At 55.9% G+C, this 21,664-nt stretch carries 27 protein-coding genes; 8 read left to right on the top strand and 19 right to left on the bottom strand.

All coding sequences use genetic code 11. The features are described from left to right. Positions 1-138 precede the first annotated feature (138 nt). Positions 139-609, top strand: coding sequence for a hypothetical protein (locus LJA86_RS06150; protein WP_063621551.1), 471 nt, complete (start codon positions 139-141; stop codon positions 607-609). Between the two features lie 47 nt (positions 610-656). Here the strand turns inward: LJA86_RS06150 and LJA86_RS06145 are convergent, their stop codons facing one another. Together LJA86_RS06145 and LJA86_RS06140 are read right to left on the bottom strand one after the other, a co-directional pair. After that, positions 657-1,580 (bottom strand): LysR substrate-binding domain-containing protein, encoded by a 924-nt coding sequence (locus LJA86_RS06145; RefSeq protein WP_229225810.1) that lies wholly within the window; start codon positions 1,578-1,580, stop codon positions 657-659. A 24-nt stretch (positions 1,581-1,604) separates the two neighbouring features. After that, positions 1,605-2,141: a MarR family winged helix-turn-helix transcriptional regulator gene (locus LJA86_RS06140; protein WP_048223035.1), complete on the bottom strand. Its 537-nt coding sequence runs from the start codon at positions 2,139-2,141 to the stop codon at positions 1,605-1,607. A 130-nt stretch (positions 2,142-2,271) separates the two neighbouring features. Here LJA86_RS06140 and LJA86_RS06135 point away from each other — a divergent pair, with 130 nt between their 5' ends. The 3 genes from LJA86_RS06135 to LJA86_RS06125 all read left to right on the top strand — a co-directional run bounded on the left by LJA86_RS06135 (position 2,272) and on the right by LJA86_RS06125 (position 4,400). Further along, on the top strand, positions 2,272-3,432 hold the full coding sequence (locus LJA86_RS06135; protein WP_045910445.1) for an MFS transporter: 1,161 nt from the start codon (positions 2,272-2,274) through the stop codon (positions 3,430-3,432). Between the two features lie 79 nt (positions 3,433-3,511). Next, the gene (locus LJA86_RS06130) at positions 3,512-3,949 is read left to right on the top strand and encodes a VOC family protein (RefSeq protein ID WP_229225809.1); all 438 of its coding nucleotides are present in this window, start codon (positions 3,512-3,514) and stop codon (positions 3,947-3,949) included. 13 nt (positions 3,950-3,962) lie between these two features. Next, a complete protein-coding gene (locus LJA86_RS06125; RefSeq protein WP_048030628.1) occupies positions 3,963-4,400 on the top strand; it encodes a VOC family protein in 438 nt (145 codons plus the stop codon). Positions 4,401-4,525: 125 nt separating this feature from the next. Here the strand turns inward: LJA86_RS06125 and LJA86_RS06120 are convergent, their stop codons facing one another. Then, positions 4,526-5,419 carry a dihydrodipicolinate synthase family protein gene (locus LJA86_RS06120; protein WP_229225808.1) on the bottom strand — a complete coding sequence of 298 codons (894 nt, stop codon included), beginning with the start codon at positions 5,417-5,419 and terminating at the stop codon, positions 4,526-4,528. Between the two features lie 21 nt (positions 5,420-5,440). Then, the gene (locus tag LJA86_RS06115) at positions 5,441-6,136 is read right to left on the bottom strand and encodes a B3/4 domain-containing protein (protein ID WP_229225807.1); all 696 of its coding nucleotides are present in this window, start codon (positions 6,134-6,136) and stop codon (positions 5,441-5,443) included. 43 nt (positions 6,137-6,179) lie between these two features. Here LJA86_RS06115 and LJA86_RS06110 point away from each other — a divergent pair, with 43 nt between their 5' ends. Further along, entirely contained in the window at positions 6,180-6,782 is a 603-nt protein-coding gene (locus tag LJA86_RS06110; protein WP_229225806.1) for a helix-turn-helix domain-containing protein, read from the top strand. Positions 6,783-6,844: 62 nt separating this feature from the next. Continuing rightward, the gene (locus tag LJA86_RS06105; RefSeq protein ID WP_008502363.1) at positions 6,845-7,306 is read left to right on the top strand and encodes a GNAT family N-acetyltransferase; all 462 of its coding nucleotides are present in this window, start codon (positions 6,845-6,847) and stop codon (positions 7,304-7,306) included. A 240-nt stretch (positions 7,307-7,546) separates the two neighbouring features. On the opposite strand, the gene LJA86_RS06100 is transcribed toward LJA86_RS06105, so the two are convergent. Continuing rightward, entirely contained in the window at positions 7,547-8,119 is a 573-nt protein-coding gene (locus LJA86_RS06100) for a flavin reductase family protein (RefSeq protein WP_021241342.1), read from the bottom strand. Between the two features lie 128 nt (positions 8,120-8,247). Between LJA86_RS06100 and LJA86_RS06095 the strand changes: the two genes are divergently transcribed. Continuing rightward, complete coding sequence (locus LJA86_RS06095; protein ID WP_229225805.1) at positions 8,248-9,147, top strand: LysR family transcriptional regulator; 900 nt, start codon at positions 8,248-8,250, stop codon at positions 9,145-9,147. Between the two features lie 89 nt (positions 9,148-9,236). On the opposite strand, the gene LJA86_RS06090 is transcribed toward LJA86_RS06095, so the two are convergent. Further along, complete coding sequence (locus tag LJA86_RS06090) at positions 9,237-9,719, bottom strand: glutathione peroxidase (protein WP_229225804.1); 483 nt, start codon at positions 9,717-9,719, stop codon at positions 9,237-9,239. A 52-nt stretch (positions 9,720-9,771) separates the two neighbouring features. Continuing rightward, positions 9,772-10,515: an SDR family oxidoreductase gene (locus tag LJA86_RS06085; protein ID WP_229225803.1), complete on the bottom strand. Its 744-nt coding sequence runs from the start codon at positions 10,513-10,515 to the stop codon at positions 9,772-9,774. Positions 10,516-10,729: 214 nt separating this feature from the next. Here LJA86_RS06085 and LJA86_RS06080 point away from each other — a divergent pair, with 214 nt between their 5' ends. Next, positions 10,730-11,188 (top strand): hypothetical protein, encoded by a 459-nt coding sequence (locus LJA86_RS06080; RefSeq protein WP_229225802.1) that lies wholly within the window; start codon positions 10,730-10,732, stop codon positions 11,186-11,188. 36 nt (positions 11,189-11,224) lie between these two features. Here LJA86_RS06080 and LJA86_RS06075 read toward each other — a convergent pair whose 3' ends face one another. The 12 genes from LJA86_RS06075 to paaC form a co-directional block, all read right to left on the bottom strand. After that, complete coding sequence (locus LJA86_RS06075) at positions 11,225-11,527, bottom strand: DUF4440 domain-containing protein (protein ID WP_406915244.1); 303 nt, start codon at positions 11,525-11,527, stop codon at positions 11,225-11,227. Positions 11,528-11,664: 137 nt separating this feature from the next. Then, entirely contained in the window at positions 11,665-12,261 is a 597-nt protein-coding gene (paaY, locus tag LJA86_RS06070; RefSeq protein ID WP_229225801.1) for a phenylacetic acid degradation protein PaaY, read from the bottom strand. 9 nt (positions 12,262-12,270) lie between these two features. Then, positions 12,271-13,206: a phenylacetic acid degradation operon negative regulatory protein PaaX gene (gene paaX, locus LJA86_RS06065; protein ID WP_028016008.1), complete on the bottom strand. Its 936-nt coding sequence runs from the start codon at positions 13,204-13,206 to the stop codon at positions 12,271-12,273. Positions 13,207-13,391: 185 nt separating this feature from the next. Beyond that, positions 13,392-14,708 (bottom strand): phenylacetate--CoA ligase PaaK, encoded by a 1,317-nt coding sequence (paaK, locus tag LJA86_RS06060; RefSeq protein ID WP_032651719.1) that lies wholly within the window; start codon positions 14,706-14,708, stop codon positions 13,392-13,394. A 27-nt stretch (positions 14,709-14,735) separates the two neighbouring features. Beyond that, positions 14,736-15,941 (bottom strand): 3-oxoadipyl-CoA thiolase, encoded by a 1,206-nt coding sequence (gene pcaF, locus LJA86_RS06055; RefSeq protein ID WP_048223005.1) that lies wholly within the window; start codon positions 15,939-15,941, stop codon positions 14,736-14,738. Next, positions 15,941-16,363 carry a hydroxyphenylacetyl-CoA thioesterase PaaI gene (paaI, locus tag LJA86_RS06050; protein WP_025911352.1) on the bottom strand — a complete coding sequence of 141 codons (423 nt, stop codon included), beginning with the start codon at positions 16,361-16,363 and terminating at the stop codon, positions 15,941-15,943. The genes pcaF and paaI overlap by 1 nt, the downstream gene beginning before the upstream one ends. Then, a complete protein-coding gene (paaH, locus tag LJA86_RS06045; RefSeq protein WP_229225800.1) occupies positions 16,353-17,777 on the bottom strand; it encodes a 3-hydroxyacyl-CoA dehydrogenase PaaH in 1,425 nt (474 codons plus the stop codon). The genes paaI and paaH overlap by 11 nt, the downstream gene beginning before the upstream one ends. Before the next feature lies 1 nt (position 17,778). Next, on the bottom strand, positions 17,779-18,567 hold the full coding sequence (gene paaG, locus LJA86_RS06040) for a 2-(1,2-epoxy-1,2-dihydrophenyl)acetyl-CoA isomerase PaaG (protein WP_039025624.1): 789 nt from the start codon (positions 18,565-18,567) through the stop codon (positions 17,779-17,781). Next, positions 18,567-19,334, bottom strand: coding sequence for a 2,3-dehydroadipyl-CoA hydratase PaaF (gene paaF / locus LJA86_RS06035; protein WP_229225799.1), 768 nt, complete (start codon positions 19,332-19,334; stop codon positions 18,567-18,569). Before paaF ends, paaG begins: the two co-directional genes overlap by 1 nt. Next, on the bottom strand, positions 19,331-20,401 hold the full coding sequence (gene paaE / locus LJA86_RS06030; RefSeq protein ID WP_223540419.1) for a 1,2-phenylacetyl-CoA epoxidase subunit PaaE: 1,071 nt from the start codon (positions 20,399-20,401) through the stop codon (positions 19,331-19,333). The genes paaF and paaE overlap by 4 nt, the downstream gene beginning before the upstream one ends. Positions 20,402-20,408: 7 nt before the next feature. Further along, the gene (gene paaD, locus LJA86_RS06025) at positions 20,409-20,906 is read right to left on the bottom strand and encodes a 1,2-phenylacetyl-CoA epoxidase subunit PaaD (protein WP_229225798.1); all 498 of its coding nucleotides are present in this window, start codon (positions 20,904-20,906) and stop codon (positions 20,409-20,411) included. Between the two features lie 11 nt (positions 20,907-20,917). Then, complete coding sequence (gene paaC, locus LJA86_RS06020) at positions 20,918-21,664, bottom strand: 1,2-phenylacetyl-CoA epoxidase subunit PaaC (protein ID WP_229225797.1); 747 nt, start codon at positions 21,662-21,664, stop codon at positions 20,918-20,920.

The following is a 21,664-nucleotide window of genomic DNA, read 5'->3' as shown; positions in this document are numbered from 1 at the left end:
CACATTGAATCCCACTATTTCTCGTTTTTCAAACCTGATCGCATTGAAATACCATCCCTTCATTCCCAATCTCTTCCTGACCTGGAACAGAGAGCGAAACTCAAATAATAAATACACCTGCAAGTCTATGGAGTACGTATGACACTCGATGTTTTATTTCATCTAATGAAAATGATCTCACCTGAAAAAAACATCGCGGGTGAAAATATTCATGCGTTAATAACGTTACTTTCGTCAGAAAACGATAGCGGTGAGGTGCTTTCGCCCTTTATTCATCGCCTGCATCTGCTCTCTTTTGCCCAGAGCAATCCGCGTAACGCCGACGAGTTACTCTCTGCGCATTTACCCAAAGACGACGGGATCCTTCCGGTTCTGGACTTCGCGGACTGGCCCCGGGTGCGCTACGCCGCTTCAGGCGAAGTTCAGACGCCTGAATCTGAGGAGTACTTCCGTGAAATGACATCGGCTACCAATCTGTTACGTTCTGCGCTGATCGAAGCTGAACGCGCAAAGGGAACGCCTGCGCTTTATATACTGGATAAATTACTCAACCTGAACAGCGCCCTGCCGGAAAGATATAAAAAGATGGCGAATATTCCCTACGCATAAATACGTTCACGATGCGGAATATCTCCCTGTTAATATTCCGCTATTTATTAAATCCGCTTTTCATTGAAATCAAGACAGACAATATCCAAAGAGGGCATCACTGGTGCATTAAGGTGAAGCCAGGTCAGCAACCGTTCAATACTCTGTCCTCTGAGCGAATTTTTCGGCCAGACAAGGTAGTAACCGTCTCCTGTTGCTATCGCCTCCCTGAAGGGCAGCGCGAGCAGGCTGCTTTTCAACGCGTCGAGCGTGAGCCTGAGATCGGCCATCGCCACGCCGTGTCCGTGCATGGCCGCAAGGCTTGCCTGCTCCAGGGTGTCGAACACGATCCCACCGCTCATGTCGAGGCCGGGGAATAGGCTCGTCCTTTTCAGCCAGCGCTTCCAGTCCCGTCTGTCCGGTGACGGATGAATAAGATCGCATTCTGGAAGCTGATGCCGGGCAGGCTCCAGCAAAGACGGCGTACAAACCGGAATAAGCCATTCGCTGAACAGCAGTCGGCTCTCCGTTGACTCGCCAAAATAGCCGTTCCCGAGGAGGATCGCACAATCGTAGGGCTCGCGGCTGAAGTCAACGGTGTCGAAGTCCATCCAGACGCTGGCGATTTCGATTTTCGGCTTCGCGTGGTTCTCGCGAAAGGATTTAAGCACATTGAGGAGCCATCGCATCGTCAGGGTGCTGGGGGCTTTGAGGCGCAGAAGGTGGTTTTCACTTTTGAATGCGCGACAGGCCCACTCAATAGTCGAGAAGCTTTCGCTAAGCTGCCCGGCCAGAATGCGCCCGGCGTCGCTGACCTCCACTCTCGGACCCTGCCGCTTAAACAGCTCGCAGTCAAACCACATCTCAAGCGTCCGCACATGCCTGCTGACCGCCCCCGGCGTGATATTCAGGACTTCAGCCGCTTTGCTAAAGGAGTTCAGACGTGCGGCAACTTCGAACGCGCGCAGTGCATACAGTGGCGGTAAAGACATACGTTCCCTTTTTGTCAGGTGTAATCATGCAGTTTTTGTATTATCGGCACTCGGTGACGTTTCACCCCATTCCTCAGCCGGAAACGTCAGCAGCAGCCCTCTGAGCAGAGACTCAAGCTGCGCGCGCTGCGCCTCAGAGAGGTTTCTCAGCAGCGCATTTTGCGTTTCCGTGTGCACGAGCAGCGCCTGTTCGATACGAGCCTGCCCGTGCGGCGTCAGGCTGACGAGCGAGCTGCGCTTGTCATCAGGATCGGCAATCCGCCTGATAAGGCCTTGTTGTTCAAGATGGTTGAGCCGGTTCGTCATCGCCCCTGATGTGATCAACAGGGATGTATACAGCTGCGTGGGCGAAAGGCAGTACGGCTCCCCGGCGCGACGCAGCGTGGCGAGGACGTCAAACTCGCCCTCGCGAAAGCCAAACGGCGCCATGGCCAGCGCGCGTTCTTTTCCCAGGTGCTTCATCAGCCTGAGCATTCGGCCAAAAATTTTCATCGACGAGGCGTCCAGCTCGGGCATGGCGCTGCTCCACTGGCCGACAACGAAGTCTACATGGTCTTTCATCTTCACCCCGGATAGCGTGGGAATTTATCGAGTTGTGCGGTACATCTTACACAAAAACAGATTTTATCTTAACGTTAAGATAAATGCTCGCGGCAATTTGCCTGGGCCATTCACAACCGAAAAGGATGCCATGTTGAAACGTACATCACCGTTACTCTTCGCCGTTATCGCTTTTATCGTCGGGCTGAACCTGCGCCCCATTCTGGCCTCGGTCGGCCCTCTTTTCTCCGTGCTGCAGCGCGAAGCGGGGCTGACCGCGACGCAATTCAGCCTGCTGACTACCCTGCCGGTGGCGATGATGGGACTGGCTGCCCTGTGTGGCCCCTGGCTTTTAGCCAGGATCGGTGCCGTCAGGGGAATAATGCTCGGGCTGTTCATCCTGCTGGTAGCCTGTTCATTACGCGGTTTTAGCACCTCGCTGACAGGTTTGATGGGCACCGCGTTACTGGGCGGGGCCAGCATCGGCACGATCCAGGCGTTAATGCCTGCCCTGATAAAAAAGGCGTATACGCAAACGGCCAGCACGATCATGTCGCTATTCAGCACGGGCATTATGGCCGGTGCGGCAGTCGCCGCCGCCAGCGCCGAGCCGCTGTTTTCATGGCTCTCGCTCAAGCCCGCGCTGGCTATGGCAGGCGTGCTCGCGCTGCTGGCGCTGATGCTGTGGTTACCCCTGGTTAAACAGCCTCAAGGGGAACAAACAGCACATGAACCCGTTACGCTCTCTTCCTCCCGGACTGGCCTCCTTCTGCTCTTTTTTGGCGTGGGGACGGGTGCCTACACGCTGGTCTTAGCCTGGCTGCCCCCGCTCTATATTCAGGCAGGATGGTCAGCACGCAGCAGCGGCTATATGCTGGCCTGGCTGACCTTAACCGAGGTGGCCGCCGGGTTTGCCGTCTCCGCGCTGATCGGTAAATTCCCCGACCGCCGTGTTCCGCTGATAACTGTACTGTTACTGCTGCTGGCGGGATTACTGTGTCTGGTCTTCTCTCCAGGTACCACGCCGGTCTTATCAACCTTGCTTCTTGGCATCGGTATCGGCGCCCTCTTCCCGCTGTCGCTTATCGTCACGTTCGATCATGCGCGAACGCCCGCGCAGGCCGGGAAGTTACTGTCTAAAGTTCAGGGAGGAGGATATATGATCGCCGCGCTCATGCCGCTAGTTGCAGGGATCGTTCGCGACAGTTCGGTCTCGCTGACCAGCGCCTGGTTAGTGATGAGTGCAGGAGTCGTGCTGTTGATCGTTATCGCGTTCACTTTCAAACCCACCGTGAACGTGCAGGCGCGGTGAATGCGATACCAGAATTGAGAGTCGTATTTCAGACGGCTCTACGCTAAATTCCATCATTTCAGGCTATTAAGGAGTGGATATGTCGCAGACGTTACCGGGAATTGATGTCATGTTCGTCGCCGGGTTCGGGCCCATTTCACAGGATACAGCGTCCAGCACCGCGTTTTATATCCAGACTCTCGGACTGCCGCTGAAGCCGATGGAGGGTAATGCCGATTATCTGCTCACTGAAGAGGGACGCTTACCGGGCGTGAAGCATTTTGCCATCTGGCCGCTGGCACAGGCGGCAACGTCCTGTTTTGGTGAAGCGCAGTGGCCCGTGGAGCATCCGATACCGCAGGGATGGATTGAATACGAGGTGCAGGATCTCGATTCCGCTACCCGTGTTTTGAGTGAAAAAGGCTATCGGTTGTTAGTCGCCAACCGCACGGAACCGTGGGGACAAACCGTTACTCGCCTGCTCAGCCCGGAAGGCTTGCTGACCGGACTAACGATTACGCCGTGGCTGCGTGGATAGAGGATGTTATAAGGTGCTGGCTTATATCACGATAGGGACAAATGACTTTCAGCGCGCCGTGAACTTTTATGACGCTATTTTTAACGTGCTGGGCTATTCACGTCTGCCCGCCTGGACTGATAGCTGGGCAATGTGGGGAGACGAAAATCATCCGGATGACGAATTTAGCTTCTGCATTTGTCCTCCTTTTGACCAGCAACCCGCGACGGCGGGAAACGGGACAATGTTCGCATTCAGAGCCGATAACGCGGAAATTGTCAGACGCTTCCATGCAGCGGGCCTCCGTGCGGGAGGAAAGGATGAAGGCGTGCCCGGTACACGAACCGCCTACGGCCCCGATTTTTATGTTGCCTATCTGCGCGATCCTGACGGGCATAAACTGGCATGCGTTTACCGGAATTATTCACCTGATGCAGATACGCTCTCAGGAGAGGAAGAGTCACGTCACTAATAAAGTTTTAAAGTATGGTCCGCTTTTAGCGAAGAGCGGACCTAAAGAACTTGTGTCAAACATCTGACGATTGATCCCCCACCAGGTTTCAAAAGGACCGGTAGAGACCCCGTCATGCGGAGAGATCACTTCAGCTCCAGCATGCTTATCACATGGGCAATATCCGCGATATCACCAGTTGACAATGGTTGCAGAGGTCGAGGCAGGCAATCCATGTCGGTAAGCCCAAGCACACCAGCAGCAGCGGCAATAACGCTAATACTTCCCCCATGTTTCCGGAAGAGCGACCACAACGGCTCGAGGCGGGTTGTCAGGGCTGTAACGCGTTGATGATCGTTTGCCGCCGCAGCTTCGGTGATTTGTTTCGCCATCTCAGGGAACAGACCGCCACACACGGAATACCACACTTCACAACCGGCGTTTAATCCCAGCCCCGCATAAGCGTCGCCACTAATACCGATTGTTACGCCAGGGCGCAAATGTTGACGTAACGCATTCACCCGCTCAATCGCTGCAGCGGGGCTATCCGGGACGCCAGGGATCTTGACCGAGCGAACCCCCTCAAGTGAGGAGAGACGACCGTGGAGTTCATCCGTAAAGGTAAAATGCGTAGTGCCCGGATTATCATAGATACACACCGGTACAGAAACGTGCCGGGTAACGGTCTCAAAGAGTGAGAAGACTTCTTCGTCACGGAGTGGCTGGTAACTGACCGCCGGGAGTAACAGCGCATTCGCACCAGCTGCCTGTGCATCATCTGCCAGATGCAGAATGGCATCGGTACTGACCGCTCCCACACACACCATAACGGGGATGTTCCCTGCATGCTGTTTTGCCAGCGTTGCTACGCGCTTGCGCTGCTCCCGGGTCAGATAGGCGTAGCTTCCGGTTGACCCCAGGATGCCCATAGAATCAACCCGAGCGTCTGTAAGACGGGAAAGAATATGGCTGAAACTCTTTTCATCCACGCCGCTGGCAGTGACTGGGGTTAATGGAAACGCCGACAAACCGGTAAACATAACTGTTTCTCCTGAAGGGTATTACTGCTGTTGTTCTTCGATGAGAGCAACTTCAAACCACAGACCGGGCATCATTTTTTCCAGGCCGTCGGTCAGCATCTTCCCGGCTTCGTGAAGTCTATCCAGCGGCATCTGCGGGAGACTCTCCAGAATAAACCACATTTGCTGAGCTTCCACGCCTAAGCGGGTTCTGATCCCCTGTCGCCAATTCCAGCGACGGCAGGTCACGCCGATATCATCACACCAGATAACCTCGCCTTGTGAAGGATACTCAACGGTGGCCTCTCCCTCTTTGACGGTATCAAAAGGCTCTGTTCCTTTTGCCACAGTCAGACGCGGCGCCCCCTGATAGGCAGAGAGATTCTCTCCACCAACCGGAACGGCATAGCGGAGACTAACGGCATTATAAAGATCAACGATAGGATCGAGCGCTGGCATCGTTCCGTCACGTAACACGCGCTTGCGTAACGCATCCGCTGAGCAAGGAGTGCGTTTAGGTTTAGCACCAAACTTTTGAAAAACGTCGGCCCATGCCGCCAGATGAGAGTCCGCCCACTCTGGTTCACCGGCAAGAACGGCTTCACAGGCTTCACGCAGCTCCATTTCTCCAGTGTCGGGATTAAGCACTGGCGCAGCTTTTACGCAGATGCTGAGTGCCCGAAAACCGGGAGCAATACGATAAATTTCAGGGGCAATTGACGGCGATACTGTTAGCACGTGATAATCCTGTAATGACCAATTTATTCCATGATAATGACCAATGACCAAAAAAGTCAATTTAATGACCGATGCAGATTCGATCGCCAGTTCCGTGAATGAAGCCGTATCGCAGCGAATAAAACTGTATCGTAAGCAAAAGAAAATCTCCCTTGATGAACTCTCGCGTCGGGCAGGCGTCAGCAAGGGAGCGCTGGTTGAGATAGAGGGATGCCGGGCGAATCCCAGCATTGCCCTGCTATGCCGCCTGGCTGCCGCAATGGGGGTTTCAGTGGCTGATTTTGTGGATGTCAGTTCAAAACCGACCGTGCATCTCATCGCTGAAGATGAGATCCCTGAATTGTGGGAAGGTGAAAAAGGCGGGAGAGCAAGATTGCTAGCAGGGTCGGGTGGCCCTGATATGACCGAGCTCTGGATGTGGGAAATGCAGCCGGGGGAAAAGTTTGCGTCCCCCGGCCACACGGAAGGAACGCTTGAACTGTTTTATGTGCAGTCAGGCACGCTCACACTCGGCGTACAGGAACACGTGTATCGGGTAAATACTGGCTGTTCGGCAACCGCCAGAACGGACGTTCCTCATTTCTATGAAAACCAGGGGGAGAACCCGCTGGTATTTATCATGACAGTACATGAAAAAGCATCCTGAGCATTCCCCGGATAGAGGACAGCCCTGTGCCTCATCACAAGTAGCCCAAAAGGAGAAGTTCGGTGAATAATCAGCATCTGCGTTTTACCAAAGACAAATTTATTGTCACAACCGATCCCAGCTTTTTTCAGCTGGAAGCCATTCACGATTACCTCTCGCAATCGTCCTGGGCTCCTGGTATTGATGCTGAAACGGTCAGGATATCAATCCAGAACAGCCTTTGTTTCGCGCTCCTGGATGGAACAAGACAAATCGGCTTCGCCCGTCTGGTCACAGACTATGCCACTTTTGGTTATTTGTGTGACGTCTACGTGCTGAACGATTATCAGAAAAGTGGTCTTGGACGTTGGCTGATTGAATGCTGTCATGCCCATCCATTGTTGTCACGTCTGCGACGGATAATGCTGGTAACCGACAGCGCGCCATGGTTATACCAGAAGCTGGGGTATAACCCATTGAACCGACCAGATTTTGTCTGGCAAATCAATCGACCCGATATTTATCGTAACCCCGGGCAAAAATAAAAGTACTTTTCAGAGAGTAATGATAAATGTGAATCCGCAGGGCCTGTCACTCTGATGCAGAAGAATTTGCTCTTTTAGCCGAACGAATCTTACGACATCCGCTTCTGGCACTGAGCGGATATGCTAACTGAGCTAAAGGTCCGCTGTGAGTGAGAAGCAAACATCTTAAGTAGGTTGTTCTTTTATGCTACTACCTCTATGTAGCCATGTTATATGGCTACATTTATGCAGAAGTAAGGATTAGTCTTTTCCCGGCCCATAATTAAATTTTGTCCCTTTGCCAATGGCGTAAAACTGTCCGCCAGCAACGTAATGGACAGTACGTAATTCATCTGGTGCATCATCAAAAATCCAGTGCCCATTTTTGAAAACGCGGTCATCACTCCATGCTCCGACAATTTCCCCCATGAACAAGTTGTGCTGCTTTTCATTTTCTTCATTGGGTATGACCTTACATACTAACCAGCCAGCGCAACCTTCCACTAAAGGCAGATCAAACTCTTTCTGATAAAATAGTGGGATTTTACTATTTTTATCGGGTGTGTCGGAATAACTGTGACCACCAGCATATAAAACCATTTCCATCTGATTTACTACTGGGATCTGTACAACGTAATATCCGCTTTTTTCTACAAGCCCGCGAGTAAATGCCTGTGGACCTATAAAAGCCATCACTTTGTTATTGCCTACTAATCCCACCCAGGCCGCTGCCATGACATTTTCAATGCCATCATTTTTAGCCGATATCATCGTCGTTGGCCCGACCTGTAATAAACGATAGGCTTTGTTTAACTCTACTGGTTGAATTGACATAGTTTACTCTTTTGAGCTCTGATAAAAAGTAAGACAGGTTACTTATTTGATTGTTCTATTATATGGCTGGAATAGTTGCAAATTAATTGCTATTATCAAAATACATTATTGCAGATTTCACAATAATCATGGACAAACTTGACGCTCTAAAATTTTTTATCATCGCCTCTGAGACCTTGAACTTCCGCGAAGCAGCCATCAAGCTGTCGGTTTCACCATCAGTAGTAACCCGAACAGTCGCTGAGCTGGAGAAACAACTTGGTGAACCTTTATTCAAACGCAATACGCGTTCGATCTTTCTCACTAGTTTCGGCGAACTATTTTTACCCCAAGCGAAGCGACTGCTTGAAGATTCTGAAAAACTATTTCAGACAGGGAAAAATGATAATGACATGAAGGGTATTGTTCGTATCACATTACTTCGATTTCCAAATCATGAACAAATCTTGTATGAACTATTGACTGCACTACGTCCCTATCCTGAGTTATTTATCGACTGGCGTTTAGATATGATGAAACTTGATACTATTGAGCATCGTATCGATATAGGTATACGCGTAGGGCGAGAACCTAATCCAAACTTTATCATTAAAAATATCGGACAAGTTGAACATATTTTGGTTGCATCCCCTGAACTTATTGAGCGACTGGGAGCACCTACTGATTTAGAAGATCTTCGACAGCGTTATCCATTTAGTGGTTTAATTAATCCTGAAACGGGAAAATCATTTGAATTTATGAGTGACGCAGTAAATACTTTTGTCCCTCGTCATATTGAGTTTTATACTACAGATCCATATGCCGAAATTCAGGCTGCATTGGCCGGGAGAACGGTTGTACAGTCCAGCGACTTTATCTGTAGGGAGTACTTAGCAAGCGGCCAACTTGTTCCCCCATTGCCAGAACTGCGACAGGAGAAATGGCAATTTTATTTATATCGGCCTTACCAGCTGATTACTCCAAAAAGGGTGACGGTCGTTTTCTTGCTATTAGAAAAAATATTACGCAAATATTTCGCATCAAAATAACATTCTCCTCCACGTCCGCATCTGGCACAGAGCGGACATCAGAACATCGGCTATCCCCGACAAATAGATGGTTTTAGCGACAAAAATACTCACCTTCCCAGTGCCGCAACAATTGCCCCCTCCATTTTCTCGGGCGTAGTCATTGGTGCAAAGCGCTTGAGGGGTTTACCGTCACGGCCGATCAGAAATTTAGTAAAGTTCCACTTAATCCGCCCACCCAGCACGCCGGGCAATTCGTCTTTCAGATAACGAAAAATCGGATGTGCTGCGGCGCCGTTTACCTCGACTTTCTCGAACATGGGAAAGCTGACGCCGTAGTTAATGTAACAGGTCTTTGAGATGTCGTCGGCACCGCCAGGTTCCTGCTTACCGAACTGGTTGCAGGGGAAGCCAAGCACCACCAGCCCTTGATCGGCGTATTTTTTAAACAGTGCTTCAAGACCCGCATACTGGGGCGTAAAGCCGCACTGGCTGGCCGTATTAACAACCAGAACCACCCTACCCGCATAGCCGGCCATAGAGATCGGTCGGCCATCAAGGCTGGTAGCGGTAAATTCGTAAAAGCGCGTCATCTGTGTGGTCCCTGTTCTGCTAAATCGAGAGGTGGATACAAAAATACGAGGTTCAGGACTGACATTCCAGATCTTCGCGAGTGGGCCCCTGAAAGTAGACGGTACCAATGTGGCAGCTACGGGGCTGAGTGAGCACAAAACGCACCATTTCCCAGACAGATCGTCCATTCATTAAGCGCTCCCCCATTCGTGAGCGATCGTCGACAAGCGCGTCTAACCCGGTAAGTTCAAAATCGGGTGGATACAAGCCGGTCACCCTTATATTTTCCCGGGACAATTGTTTTGACAGTTTGGTGATAAAGCCGCTCATTCCATGTTTGCTGGCAAAAAAAGCGGGATGGGCAATGGAATCTGTAAAGTTCGGAATACCGCATGCGGATATAATCGCAATGATGTCTGCGCCGTCTGAACGTCGCAATCCTGAAAGCAGCGCCTGGGTGAGCAGGATTGAACCTGTCAGGCCTGAACTGACGGTATTGACGATTTCTGTGCTCGATTGTTCGTCTAGAGTCCCTGACAGCCACTGAGCAGCATTCAGTAGTAAAATATCGATTGGCCTGTCTGCATGTAAGACCTGCGAAGAGAACTGAGAAACGGATTCCGGCTGGGCTAAATCGCAGAGATACCCTCTTGCCACACCCCCTTCAGCCGCGATGAGGGCGCAGGTTTTTTCTATATCCTCGACCCGACGGGCACTAAAATCCACGTCAACGCCCTCTCGCGCCAGCCAGACGCACAGCGCCTGACCAAATCCCCCGCCGCCACCCGTGATAACAGCGCGTTTTCCTCTCAGCATAACTCTGCTTCCTTTATCGTGATGAGTCTGTGTCGGAGGATTTATAGCATGGCGAGGCGGGGTAACATCTTCCCGTTAGTGCCATTTACAGCGGGCTAAAACAGCGACTGAATTGTATTTCACCATTAAAAATATATAATACGAGTTTCTTTAAGGCTTACATTTTACCAAAAACATAAGTCGATAGGTATATTGCGCTATGCAATGCAACAGAATGAACGATGAGCTTATAAAGCTTGATGTAGAAAAAATTAACGGCTATCTGTGTGCCGTCGAATGCCTAAACAGGGTTAACGCCCCAAGAGTTGAATACTCATTCACCCACATTAATAATTCTGGTTCATTGTTAAAATCCGTACAAGATCATATCGCGGTAGCCTATCCCAACACGGTCATTGATTACTGGCATATCGAAATCGAGGGAATTAACGAAAACCAATTCAATGATAGTATTAACACTTGGTTTTTCCTTTTTGGCAGAGCAGAAGTACTGTGCGATCAATTAAAGCCTTTGCAAGATGAATTTTTAGATTTACTCAACCAAATTGTTTACACCCCTCATATTTACCGTATTCATATGGTTCCACCTGTTTGGTATGCTACCTCCTGGGAATTAATTCTACTGGACTCGCTGAATGGCTCATTCATACTTGAATTTAACTTTGATGCTTAAGTTATGCAGTTCCCTGTCTCGATTTTACATCTAACGCTATTGCGATTCGGGTGTCCCCTGATGAAACACCAGCTTCCACTGGTCATTATCAAAACGCTCCCAACATGAAGAACGAAGAGAAGTACGACTGCCATCCTGATTAAACGTCCTGTAATGTAATATTGCGAAATTATCGCTTACGCTAATGAGTTGAAAATCGCTGCTGAGAATAGTCGGCGCGTTTACTTCATTAGAAAGGCATTCTATTGTCTCAGTACGAGTGACTAACACACCTGTACGCGTTATTTCTCTGAATTCTTTATGAAGTATCTGTTCGAGCCATTCCCTGTCTTTTCGCATCTCGCCATGTAGAGAACATTCAAGTCCAATAAGCTTCTCCAGGAGCATAGTGATTGTCCTTTTACATTTTGTCAGTTTTTTTTAAAACGATAATCGCTTTAAGGCAACGTCCGCTCCAGCACGAAGCGGATCTCCCCCTACACCGCCGATTTCGGCCGTAAATTCTCGTCAAACGTCAGCCTCTTGCGTTCAGGCTCAACCTCGCGCAGTGGCTCTACCTGATGCATCGTCAGCTTGCAGCGCTCCACCAGTACCTGATATTCCCGCGTGCCCTGCTGCTTCCAGGTCAGCTCCTGCTCGCTCAGCTCACGGATCGCCTTTGCCGGGCTGCCGATGATCAAATGGTTGGCAGGCATCTCCGCTTTGGCCTTCACGAACGCCGCCGCGCCGACGATGCTGTTTTCACCAATGACCGCCCCGTCCATCACCACCGCGTTCATGCCCACCAGCGCATTGCGGCGGATCACGCAGCCGTGAAGAATGGCGCTGTGGCCGATGTGCCCGTCCTCTTCCACCACCGTGTCCTGCTCCGGGAAACCGTGCATCACGCAGTTATCCTGAATGTTCGCCCCGTCTTTCACCACGATACGGCCAAAATCACCGCGCAGGCTGGCATTGGGACCGACGTAAACGCCTTTGCCCAGAATCACGTCGCCAATGAGCACCGCTGTGGGGTGAACATAGCTCTCGTCAGGCACGACCGGCGTCAGGCCGTCAATTTGATAAACAGGCATCTTCCCTCCTTATGCGCTTGTAAGACCACCAAAGCGTTGATAGTAGAGCGTGCCGGGCACGGGCAGTTCGCCGACAGAGGTTTCGCCCTTCTCGCTGACAAACGCCAGCGCCCCCGGCGCGACACGCTGATAGATATTAATGCAGAGCTGTCGGGCGCTTTGTCCTGCCCAGTGCGCAGGCAGTAACTCTTCCGGCAGCAGCGGGTCCTTCAGCACCACGCGACGATAAAAGTGAATCAGCAGCAGCTGGATCTGGAAGCAGCGTTCCGGCGTCAGTTCCTCCGGCGCGGCCTCTTTCAGCAGCGGCAGCAGCGGCCGGAACGAGCTGATAAACGACTCGTACATCGCGTTTTGCTCGGTTAACTGCCAGCACTCTTCTACGCGTGAACGCAGCGCGGCGCGAGAGAGCGCCAGCGGCGAGTGGGCTTCAAAGAAAATCACGTTTTCCGCCACGCCGGCATCGTGAAGCAGGGACTGCACGTCCGCCAGATGCTGTGACGGCGAAGCCATCAGGCTCGGTGCCAGCGTGCCAAACCCCTGCCAGATCAGCTGCTTTTTAACGTCGGCCAGGGTGGTTTTATCCAGCCCCTCGGAGAGCAGCAATAACCATTTACCGTCCCAGGCGGGCAGTTCCGCGCGGTAGATCTTATTCTCCGCGCGACGCGTCAGACGCAGCCCCTTATCGCTCAGGCGGTAAAAGCTGCGTCGCCCGATGCGCGAGACGTCCAGCCAGCCCTCTTTGTTGAGGCGAAACAGCGCGGTACGCACGAACCGTTCGCCAAACCCCATGCCTTCCAGTAAGGCAGCCAGGCTGCCGAGCCAAATCTCACCGCCGCGATGGGAAAGCGCGTCACCGTATAACGAGGAGATAAGCGAGGTCCCGCTGACGGGAACGGAGCTGACCGCGTGCTGGATAAAGGCGTCGAGTTTATTCATGTGATTCATTCTGTTGTTATTTTTGTCCTGGATGAATCATAGCATAGGACCCTCACCCTGACCCTCTCCCCAGAGGGGAGAGGGGAAAATGCCACACCGAGCAGTCCCTTCGCCCTTTCTGAGGAGGCAAAAGACCGCACCGTACCGTCCCTTCTCCCCTTCGGGGAGAAGGCCAGGATGAGGGGGGTGTTGTTTTAACCGTTGGCCGCAACTTTACGCAGGTCAAACACCCGGCAGGCTTTGCCCTCCGAGCGCGGGATGCTGCCGCAGTTCACGATCGTCACGTCGGTAGAAATCCCCACCATCGACTTAATACGGTGGCGCAGCTGGTGGCACACCTGGCAACGCTGCTCGTGCGTCAACGTCAGGCTGCTCTCTTTCAGCTCCACCTTCACGGAAAGTGAATCAAGATGTCCGCGACGGTTCACCTCAAGCTGGTAGTGCGGAGAAAGGTGTTCGAACTTCACTATTTCCTCTTCCAGCTGCGACGGGAAGACGTTGACGCCGCGAATGATCAGCATATCGTCGCTGCGGCCGCTGATCCGATCCATACGACGCATGCTGCGCGCGGTTGCCGGGAGCAGACGCGTCAGGTCGCGGGTGCGGTAGCGGATCACCGGCAGCGCCTCTTTGGTCAGCGTGGTGAACAGCAGTTCGCCCTGCTGGCCGTCATCCAGCGGCGTGCCGTCGTTCGGGTTGACGATTTCCGGGTAGAAGTGATCTTCCCAGATGGTCGGGCCGTCGACGGTTTCGATACACTCCATCGCCACGCCCGGCCCCATCACTTCGGAGAGGCCATAGATGTCCAGGGCCGTAATGCCTAAGCGTTTTTCAATTTCACGGCGCATGGCCTGCGTCCACGGCTCGGCGCCGAAGACGCCCACGCGCAGGGAACAGGTGCTGGCATCGCCGCCCATCTGACGTTCCAGCTCCTCAATCAGGTTGAGGCAGTAGGATGGCGTCACCATGATCATGTCCGGCTGGAAATCGCGGATCAGCTGCGCCTGTTTCTCCGTCTGGCCGCCGGACATCGGGATCACCGTCGCGCCTAAACGCTCGGCCCCGTAGTGCGCCCCCAGCCCGCCGGTAAACAGGCCATAGCCATACGCCACGTGAATTTTATCCTTCGCACTGCCGCCCGCGGCGCGCAGGGAGCGCGCCACCAGGTTGGCCCAGTTGTCGATGTCGCCCTGGGTGTAGCCGACAACCGTCGGTTTGCCGGTGGTGCCGGATGATGCGTGAATGCGCACCACCTGCTCCATCGGCACGGCGAAGGTATCGAACGGATAGTTATCCCGCAGATCCTGCTTGGTGGTGCACGGGAACTTACGGATATCCGCCAGCTCTTTGAAATCGTCAGGATGAACGCCCGCAGCATCAAACTTGCGTTTGTACATCGGCACGTTGTTATAGGCGTGATGCAGCGTCCATTTCAGACGCGTGGTCTGCAGCGCCTGTAACTCGTCAAGGGAGGCCGTTTCAATCGGATCAAGCTTTGTTGTATTTGTCATTGTAGGGTACTCACATTGTTTTTATGCTCAAACACGCTCAAGGATCATGGCAATGCCCTGACCCACACCGATGCACATCGTACACAGCGCGTAGCGCCCGCCGCGTCGGTGCAGTTCGTTACTCGCGGCCAGCGCCAGCCTGGCGCCGCTCATGCCCAGCGGGTGGCCCAGCGCAATCGCGCCACCGTTCGGGTTGACGTGCGCGGCGTCATCCGGCAGGCCCAGTTGACGCAGCACGCCCAACGCCTGCGCGGCGAAAGCTTCGTTAAGCTCAATGACGTCCATATCGTGAATACTGAGTCCGGCGCGCTCCAGCACCCTGCGGGTGGCCGGCACCGGGCCGAGCCCCATCAGACGTGGCTCCACGCCCGCCGTCGCCATCGCCACGATCCGCGTGCGAGGAACTACCCCCTGCGCCAGCGCCATCTTCTCGCTGGCGACGATCAGCGCCGCCGCGCCGTCGTTAACCCCGGAGGCATTTCCGGCCGTGACCACCCCGTTTTTACGGAACGGCGTTTTCAGCCCGGCAAGCTGTTCGAGCGTGGTGTCCGCGCGCGGATGTTCATCCACGCTGAACTCAGTGATCGCCCCTTTTTTACCCGGCACCGGCACCGGGACAATCTCCTGCGCCAGAACGCCGTTCTGCTGCGCCTGCGCGGTACGCTGCTGGCTGCGCAGCGCGAAGGCGTCCTGATCGGCACGGCTGATATTTAACAATTCAGCTACATTCTCTGCCGTTTCCGGCATACTGTCAGTTCCGAATTGCTGATGCATGAGCGGATTCACAAATCGCCAGCCGATGGTGGTATCGAACATCTCCGCCTGTCGCTGAAACGCCGCGGTAGCTTTGCCCATCACAAACGGCGCGCGGGACATCGACTCCACGCCGCCCGCGATCAGCAGGTCGCCGTCGCCCGCCTTAATGGTGCGCGCGGCAAAACCAATCGCGTCCAGCCCGGAACCGCACAGGCGGTTGATCGTCGTGCCGGAGACCGTCTGCGGCACACCGGCCAGCAGCGACGACATGCGCGCCACGTTGCGGTTATCTTCCCCCGCCTGGTTGGCGCAGCCGAAAATCACGTCGTCAATCCGCTCCAGGTCGAGCTGCGGGTAGCGGGCCAGCAGCGCGCGCAGCGGCACAGCACCGAGATCGTCAGTTCGAACAGCGGAAAGCGCGCCGCCGTAACGGCCCACCGGGGTTCGAACGCCATCACAAATAAATGCGTCACGCATCAGGCCTCTCCTGTCACGCTGCCGCCGATGCGGTGAGATTTTCCGCGAAAAAGGGCGACGGTTTTCTGTTGTTGGTTATGGATTTCAATGTCATACACGCCGGTCAGCTTGCCCTGATGCTTCACCCGCGCGGTGGCGGTGAGCGTGTCCCCGGCGAAGCCCGGACGCAGAAAGTCAATCGAGCAGCCGGAGGCTACCGCCGCCAGCCCCTGACTGTTGCAGGCGTAGGCAAAGGCGGTATCCGCCAGCGAAAACAGCTGGCCGCCGTGGCAGGTCTTGTGGCCGTTCAGCATCTGCGGGGTGATGGTCATGGTCACCACCGCGTAGCCCTCGTCCATCTCGACAATGTCCATTCCCATCGCCTGCGCACAGGCGTCCCGTTCGTACATGGTGCGGGCGTTATGCCAGGCGTTATGACTCATAGCTACTCTCCAGAAGCGCGCGCTGGCGCAGCAGTGAACAGGGGCGATAGCGCTCTTCGCCGTAATGACGCTGCAGGTTCTCCAGCAGCGTCAGCAGGCGCTGCCAGCCCAGACGCTCGCCCCAGGCGATCGGCCCGCTCGGGTAGTTCACGCCCAGGCGCATGGCCGTGTCGATGTCCTTCTCGCTGGCGACCCCTTTTTGCAGGGCATCCAGCGCCTCGTTGGCAATCATCGCCAGCGTCCGCCAGATCAACAGGCCGGGATAATCGGCAATTTGCACTACCCGATGCCCCTGCTGCTGCAGGTAGCGGATGACTTTTTGCGTCGCGGAATGCGGGTTGCTGGCAGCGGCGGCAATGACCGCCACGTCACGCTCAATCCGGTCGACCACCACCACCGGGCCGTTGAGCCGCAGCGTCAGCGCCTGCGCAGTCTCGCCCTGCGTTTCAACCAAATAGACATCATCTATTTCCGTGACACCGTCACGTCTTTTTTCCACGCGCATCGGGCTATAGCTGTCGTTCACCGACTCAACCCACTGCACGTCAGGTTTGTCACCCTGCCAGTCGTACACGCCCTTCCCGCTCTTTTTGCCCAGCCTTCCTGCCAGCACCAGTTCCTGCTGAACCAGCGAAGGCAGAAAACGACGCTCCTGCCAGAAGGCGTTAAATACCGAGCAGGTCACCGCAAAGTTGACGTCCTGACCAATCATGTCGGTCAGCTCCAGCGGCCCCATCGGGAAGCCGCCACCTTCACGCAGGGCGGCGTCAATCACCTCCGGCGGAGCGACCTGTTCCTCCAGCGCGCGCCAGGCTTCGGAATAGAACGGACGCGCGACGCGGTTGACGATGAACCCCGGCGTTGACTGGCAGCGAACGGGCTGTTTGCCCCAGTTCAGCGCCAGCTCGCACAGCGCGTCGGCCACTTCCGGGGAGGTCGCCAGCCCGCTGACCACCTCCACCAGCTTCATGACCGGCGCCGGGTTAAAGAAATGCAGGCCTGCGACGCGTTCCGGGTGGTGGACGTCCGCCGCAATCGCCGTGACGGAGATGGAAGAGGTATTGCTGGTCAGCACCGTCTGCGGCGGGCAGATCTCCGCCAGCTGCGCAAACAGCGCCTTTTTCACCTCCAGCCGCTCGGAGGCCGCTTCAATCACCAGATCGGCCGCGGAGAGCGCGTCGATATCGGTGACGGGAACCAGCCGGGCAAGGATCTGGCTGCCGGCATCGGCGGAGAGCTTTCCGCGCGTTACACGGGAGGCCAGACGCTGGCGGATCCCGTCGATGGCGCGCGAAATCGCATCGCTGGAGATGTCGTAGATCAGCACCGGATGACCGTGGCTGGCCGCCACTTCGGCAATCCCTGCGCCCATCGTGCCGCTGCCAATCACGGCGACAGTCCGTATGTTCAGCATCTTATTTCCCCGTAAAGTTCGGCGCGCGCTTCGCGAGGAAGGCGCTGACGCCCTCGCGGTAGTCGTCGCTGCGCCCGGCCAGGCGCTGATAGTCGCGCTCGAGATCGAGCTGAGCGTCCAGAGTATTGGTTTCCGCGGCGTTGATCGCCTGCTTGATCAGCCCCAGGCCGAAGGTCGGCTGCGACGCAAAATGCAGGGCCATCTGCTGTGCCGTGGTGGAGAGCTGCTCGTCATCGACCACCTGCCAGATCATGCCCCACGCCTGCGCCTGTTCAGCGCTGAGTTTGTCCCCGAGCAGCGCCAGCCCCATGGCGCGGGCGCGTCCGGCCACGCGCGGCAGCAGCCAGGTGCCGCCGCAGTCCGGCACCAGACCGAGCTTGCTGAAGGCCATCACAAAGCTGGCGGAGCGCGCCGCAATCACCATGTCGCACCCGAGCGCCAGCGTGGCGCCCGCGCCCGCCGCCACGCCGTTAACGGCACAAATGACCGGCTTCGGCAGCTTTGCCAGGCGGCGCACCAGCGGGTTGTAGAAAGTTTCAACGGACATGCCCAGATCCGGCGCCGGGCCGTTGGGGTCGACGTTGCGGTCGTTCAGGTCCTGACCGGCACAGAAACCGCGTCCTGCGCCGGTGAGCAGCAGGCAGCGAACGGTGTCATCGCGCTCGGCCTGTTTCAGGCACTCAGCCAGCTGCTGGTGCATCACGTCGTTAAAGCTGTTCAGACGCTCCGGACGGTTCAGCGTAAGGGTCATCACGCCCTGTTCTACATGACTGAGAATAAATTCCACAATTAGCGTCCTTTAAAGTCGGGAGTGCGTTTTTGTAAGAAGGCGTCGATACCTTCCCGGCGGTCTTCGGTGGCAGAAAGCAGCGTAAACAGCTGGCGCTCCTGGGCCAGACCGGCCTGGAGCGGCACCTCCTGGGACTGGCGCAGCGCCTGCTTCGCCGCCTGCAGCGCCAGCGGCGAGTGGCGCGCCATCAGGGCCGCCTGCTTCAGGGCATACTCCAGCGTCAGCGCTGCCGGGAAAACATCGCTCACCAGCCCGGCGCTCAGCGCCTGCTCGGCGGAAATGCTCTCGCCGGTCAGCACCATTTTGCTGGCGAGCGATTTCCCGACGCTGCGGATAAGACGCTGGGTGCCGCCCGCGCCGGGCATAATGCCCAGCGTGATTTCCGGCAGGCCGAAACGAGCGTTGTCACCGGCAATCACCACGTCGCACAGCAGCGCCAGTTCGCAGCCCGCGCCCAGCGCGAAGCCGTTCACGGCGGCGATCAGCGGTTTAGGAAAAGCGTTAATACGCGCCCACAGCTGCGGGCGAATATCGTTCAGGGTGGCAGGCAGGTCTTTCTCCGCCATCTCATTGAGATCGGCCCCGGCGGCAAAGCAGCGCTCGCTGCCGTAAATCACGCAGACGGCGATGTCGGCATCCACAGCGGCGGCCTCAAGCTGTTCCGCAAGCTGGGCCAACAGCGCGTTGTTGAGGGCGTTGCGCGCCGCCGGACGGTTTAGCGTCAGCTGCAGCACGCGGCCATGACGGGTAACAGTCAGCTCGCTCATGCCATCCCCTTCGCGTCGAAGTCGACGATCACGTCGGCGGTTAACGGTAAAGACTGGCAGCTCAGCACATACCCGGCGGCCAGCTCGTCCGGCTCCAGGCTGTAGTTGGTCGCCATGTCCACCTTCCCGCGCAGCACTTTGCATTTGCAGGTGGCGCAGACGCCGCCCTTGCAGGCATACGGCAGATCTGCCCCCTGACGCAGGGCGGCATCAAGAATGCTTTCGTCGTCCGCCGTCAGGGTAATTTCACGGTCGCGCCCGTCCTGGCGAACGGTCACTTTCTGTCCGCCCGCCTGCACGTGTACCGCGCGCTTAACAGTGATTCCGGAGGTGTTAAAGCGCTCAAGGTGAATGGATTTGTCCGGCATCCCCAGCGCCTTCAGCGTGGCTTCCGCGTCATCCATCATTGCGGACGGGCCGCAGATAAAGGCCTCGTCATACTGGCGGAAGTTGATCAGGGTTTTCGCCAGTGCCTGCAGTTTTTCCCCATCGATGCGGCCATAGAGCAGATCGCTGTCCAGCCGCTCCTGGCTGAAGATGGAGACCAGCTGCAGCCGCTGCGGGTATTTGTCTTTCAGGTCCGCCAGCGCCTGGCGGAACATCATGCTCTGGCTGCTGCGGTTGCCGTAGATCAAGGTGAAATGGCTGTTGGGTTCGGTCGCAAGCGTCGCGGAGATAATCGCCAGCATCGGGGTGATCCCGGAGCCTGCCGCAATTGCCAGGTAGTGGCCTTCGCGTTCGGCCTGTGGCTGGTAGCCAAACTGCCCCTGAGGAACCATCACCTCCAGCGCCATGCCCGCTTTGATCTCATCCCGGGCATAGCGGGAAAAGCGCCCGCCGTCGATGGCTTTGACCGCCACGCTGATTTCGCCCGGAGCGGTACTCCGGCAGATGGAGTAGCAGCGGCGCAGCTCGTCTCCGCCAAGCGTCGTTTTTAACGTCAGGTGCTGGCCGGGACGGAAGCGGTAGGCCTCCTGCAGCGCCTGCGGCACCGCAAAGGTAATGGTCACCGCGTCGCGGGTTTCGGGTTCCACTTTTGCCACTGTTAATGAATGAAACGTTGTCATGGCAGCCTCAAATACATTTGAAATAGTCGAAGGGCTCACGGCAGGAATTGCAGCGGTAGAGCGCTTTGCAGGCCGTCGAACCAAATTCACTGATAAGCGAAGTGTCGGTGCTGGCGCAGCGCGGACAGCTCACCTCCACCGGCGCGTGCGCGTGACAGCTATGCCCCACCGGCGGACTGATGCCGTACGCCCGTAGGCGCTCACGCGCGTCGGGGGTCATCCAGTCGGTGGTCCAGGCGGGTTCAAGCTGGAGCACAATGTGCACCGGAGTAAAGCCGTGCGCGGTCATCGCCTCGCGGATCGCCCCCAGCAGGTGTTCCGTCGCCGGACAGCCCGAGTAGGTCGGCGTAAAGCCAATGACCCAGCCTCCCCCCTGCGCCTTCACGCTGCGCACCATGCCTAAATCGGTGATGGTTAACACCGGCACTTCCGGGTCCGGGATCTGGCTTAGCAGCGACCAGATCTGCGGGATTTGCGCGGGCGCGATGTCGACGAGGCGTTGCATAGCATTCTCCTTTACCACTGCTGACCGGGATACGCGCGCTGGAGATACTGCATCTCAGCCAGCATCGGACCCAGATGTTCGGTATGCAGCCCCTGCTTGCCCCCGGTGCGGTACGCCACCTCGGCGGGCACCTGCAGGCAGGCTTCATTCAGACCGGCATACACTTCGCTTTCCCACGGCTGACGCAGGAGGCGCGGGTCAACCGCCACGCCGGACTCAATCAGCTCCCGTTCGACGTCATCAGCTTCAAACAGCTCGGCCGTAAAACGCCACAGGTTGTCGATGGCCTGCTGCATTTTTTGCGCGGACGCTTCGGTGCCGTCGCCCAGGCGCACCAGCCAGCCGCGGCTGAAGCGCAGATGGTAGCGCGCCTCTTTAATCGCTTTGGCGGCAATGGCGGCAAGCTGGCCGTCGCGGCTTTGGGTCAGGCGTTCATACAGCGCCACGTTCCAGGCATCCATCAGGTACTGGCGGGCAATGGTGTCGGCGAAGCTGCCGTTCGGCTGCTCCACCAGCAGGACATTGCTGAACTGGCGCTCATCGCGGCCAAACGCCAGCATGTCTTCATCGCCCTGGCCTTCCCGCTCCGCGGCATAGGTCAGGAAATTGCGCGCCTGTCCCAGCAGGTCGAGGCCGATATTGGCGAGCGCGAGATCGATCTCCAGCTCCGGCGCGTGGCCGCACCAGGCGCCGAGACGCTGGGAGAGCACCAGACCGTTGTCGCCCAGACGCAGGGCATAGGCAGTCACTGAATTCAT

Origin of the sequence: Enterobacter sp. TCD1-1 (genome assembly GCF_020567405.1) — a bacterium.
Lineage (GTDB): Bacteria > Pseudomonadota > Gammaproteobacteria > Enterobacterales > Enterobacteriaceae > Enterobacter > Enterobacter quasiroggenkampii.
Note: the sequence above shows the minus strand (reverse complement) of the source record. Positions and strands in the feature narration are given on the sequence as shown.

Coding starts and splice junctions, on each gene's coding strand:
- LJA86_RS06150 (WP_063621551.1), top strand. CDS start 139: ATGACACTCGATGTTTTATTTCATCTAATGAAAATGATCTCACCTGAA.
- LJA86_RS06145 (WP_229225810.1), bottom strand. CDS start 1,580: ATGTCTTTACCGCCACTGTATGCACTGCGCGCGTTCGAAGTTGCCGCA.
- LJA86_RS06140 (WP_048223035.1), bottom strand. CDS start 2,141: ATGAAAGACCATGTAGACTTCGTTGTCGGCCAGTGGAGCAGCGCCATG.
- LJA86_RS06135 (WP_045910445.1), top strand. CDS start 2,272: ATGTTGAAACGTACATCACCGTTACTCTTCGCCGTTATCGCTTTTATC.
- LJA86_RS06130 (WP_229225809.1), top strand. CDS start 3,512: ATGTCGCAGACGTTACCGGGAATTGATGTCATGTTCGTCGCCGGGTTC.
- LJA86_RS06120 (WP_229225808.1), bottom strand. CDS start 5,419: ATGTTTACCGGTTTGTCGGCGTTTCCATTAACCCCAGTCACTGCCAGC.
- LJA86_RS06110 (WP_229225806.1), top strand. CDS start 6,180: ATGACCAAAAAAGTCAATTTAATGACCGATGCAGATTCGATCGCCAGT.
- LJA86_RS06100 (WP_021241342.1), bottom strand. CDS start 8,119: ATGTCAATTCAACCAGTAGAGTTAAACAAAGCCTATCGTTTATTACAG.
- LJA86_RS06095 (WP_229225805.1), top strand. CDS start 8,248: ATGGACAAACTTGACGCTCTAAAATTTTTTATCATCGCCTCTGAGACC.
- LJA86_RS06090 (WP_229225804.1), bottom strand. CDS start 9,719: ATGACGCGCTTTTACGAATTTACCGCTACCAGCCTTGATGGCCGACCG.
- LJA86_RS06085 (WP_229225803.1), bottom strand. CDS start 10,515: ATGCTGAGAGGAAAACGCGCTGTTATCACGGGTGGCGGCGGGGGATTT.
- LJA86_RS06080 (WP_229225802.1), top strand. CDS start 10,730: ATGAACGATGAGCTTATAAAGCTTGATGTAGAAAAAATTAACGGCTAT.
- LJA86_RS06075 (WP_406915244.1), bottom strand. CDS start 11,527: ATGCGAAAAGACAGGGAATGGCTCGAACAGATACTTCATAAAGAATTC.
- paaY (WP_229225801.1), bottom strand. CDS start 12,261: ATGCCTGTTTATCAAATTGACGGCCTGACGCCGGTCGTGCCTGACGAG.
- paaX (WP_028016008.1), bottom strand. CDS start 13,206: ATGAATCACATGAATAAACTCGACGCCTTTATCCAGCACGCGGTCAGC.
- paaK (WP_032651719.1), bottom strand. CDS start 14,708: ATGACAAATACAACAAAGCTTGATCCGATTGAAACGGCCTCCCTTGAC.
- pcaF (WP_048223005.1), bottom strand. CDS start 15,941: ATGCGTGACGCATTTATTTGTGATGGCGTTCGAACCCCGGTGGGCCGT.
- paaI (WP_025911352.1), bottom strand. CDS start 16,363: ATGAGTCATAACGCCTGGCATAACGCCCGCACCATGTACGAACGGGAC.
- paaH (WP_229225800.1), bottom strand. CDS start 17,777: ATGCTGAACATACGGACTGTCGCCGTGATTGGCAGCGGCACGATGGGC.
- paaF (WP_229225799.1), bottom strand. CDS start 19,334: ATGAGCGAGCTGACTGTTACCCGTCATGGCCGCGTGCTGCAGCTGACG.
- paaE (WP_223540419.1), bottom strand. CDS start 20,401: ATGACAACGTTTCATTCATTAACAGTGGCAAAAGTGGAACCCGAAACC.
- paaD (WP_229225798.1), bottom strand. CDS start 20,906: ATGCAACGCCTCGTCGACATCGCGCCCGCGCAAATCCCGCAGATCTGG.
- paaC (WP_229225797.1), bottom strand. CDS start 21,664: ATGAATTCAGTGACTGCCTATGCCCTGCGTCTGGGCGACAACGGTCTG.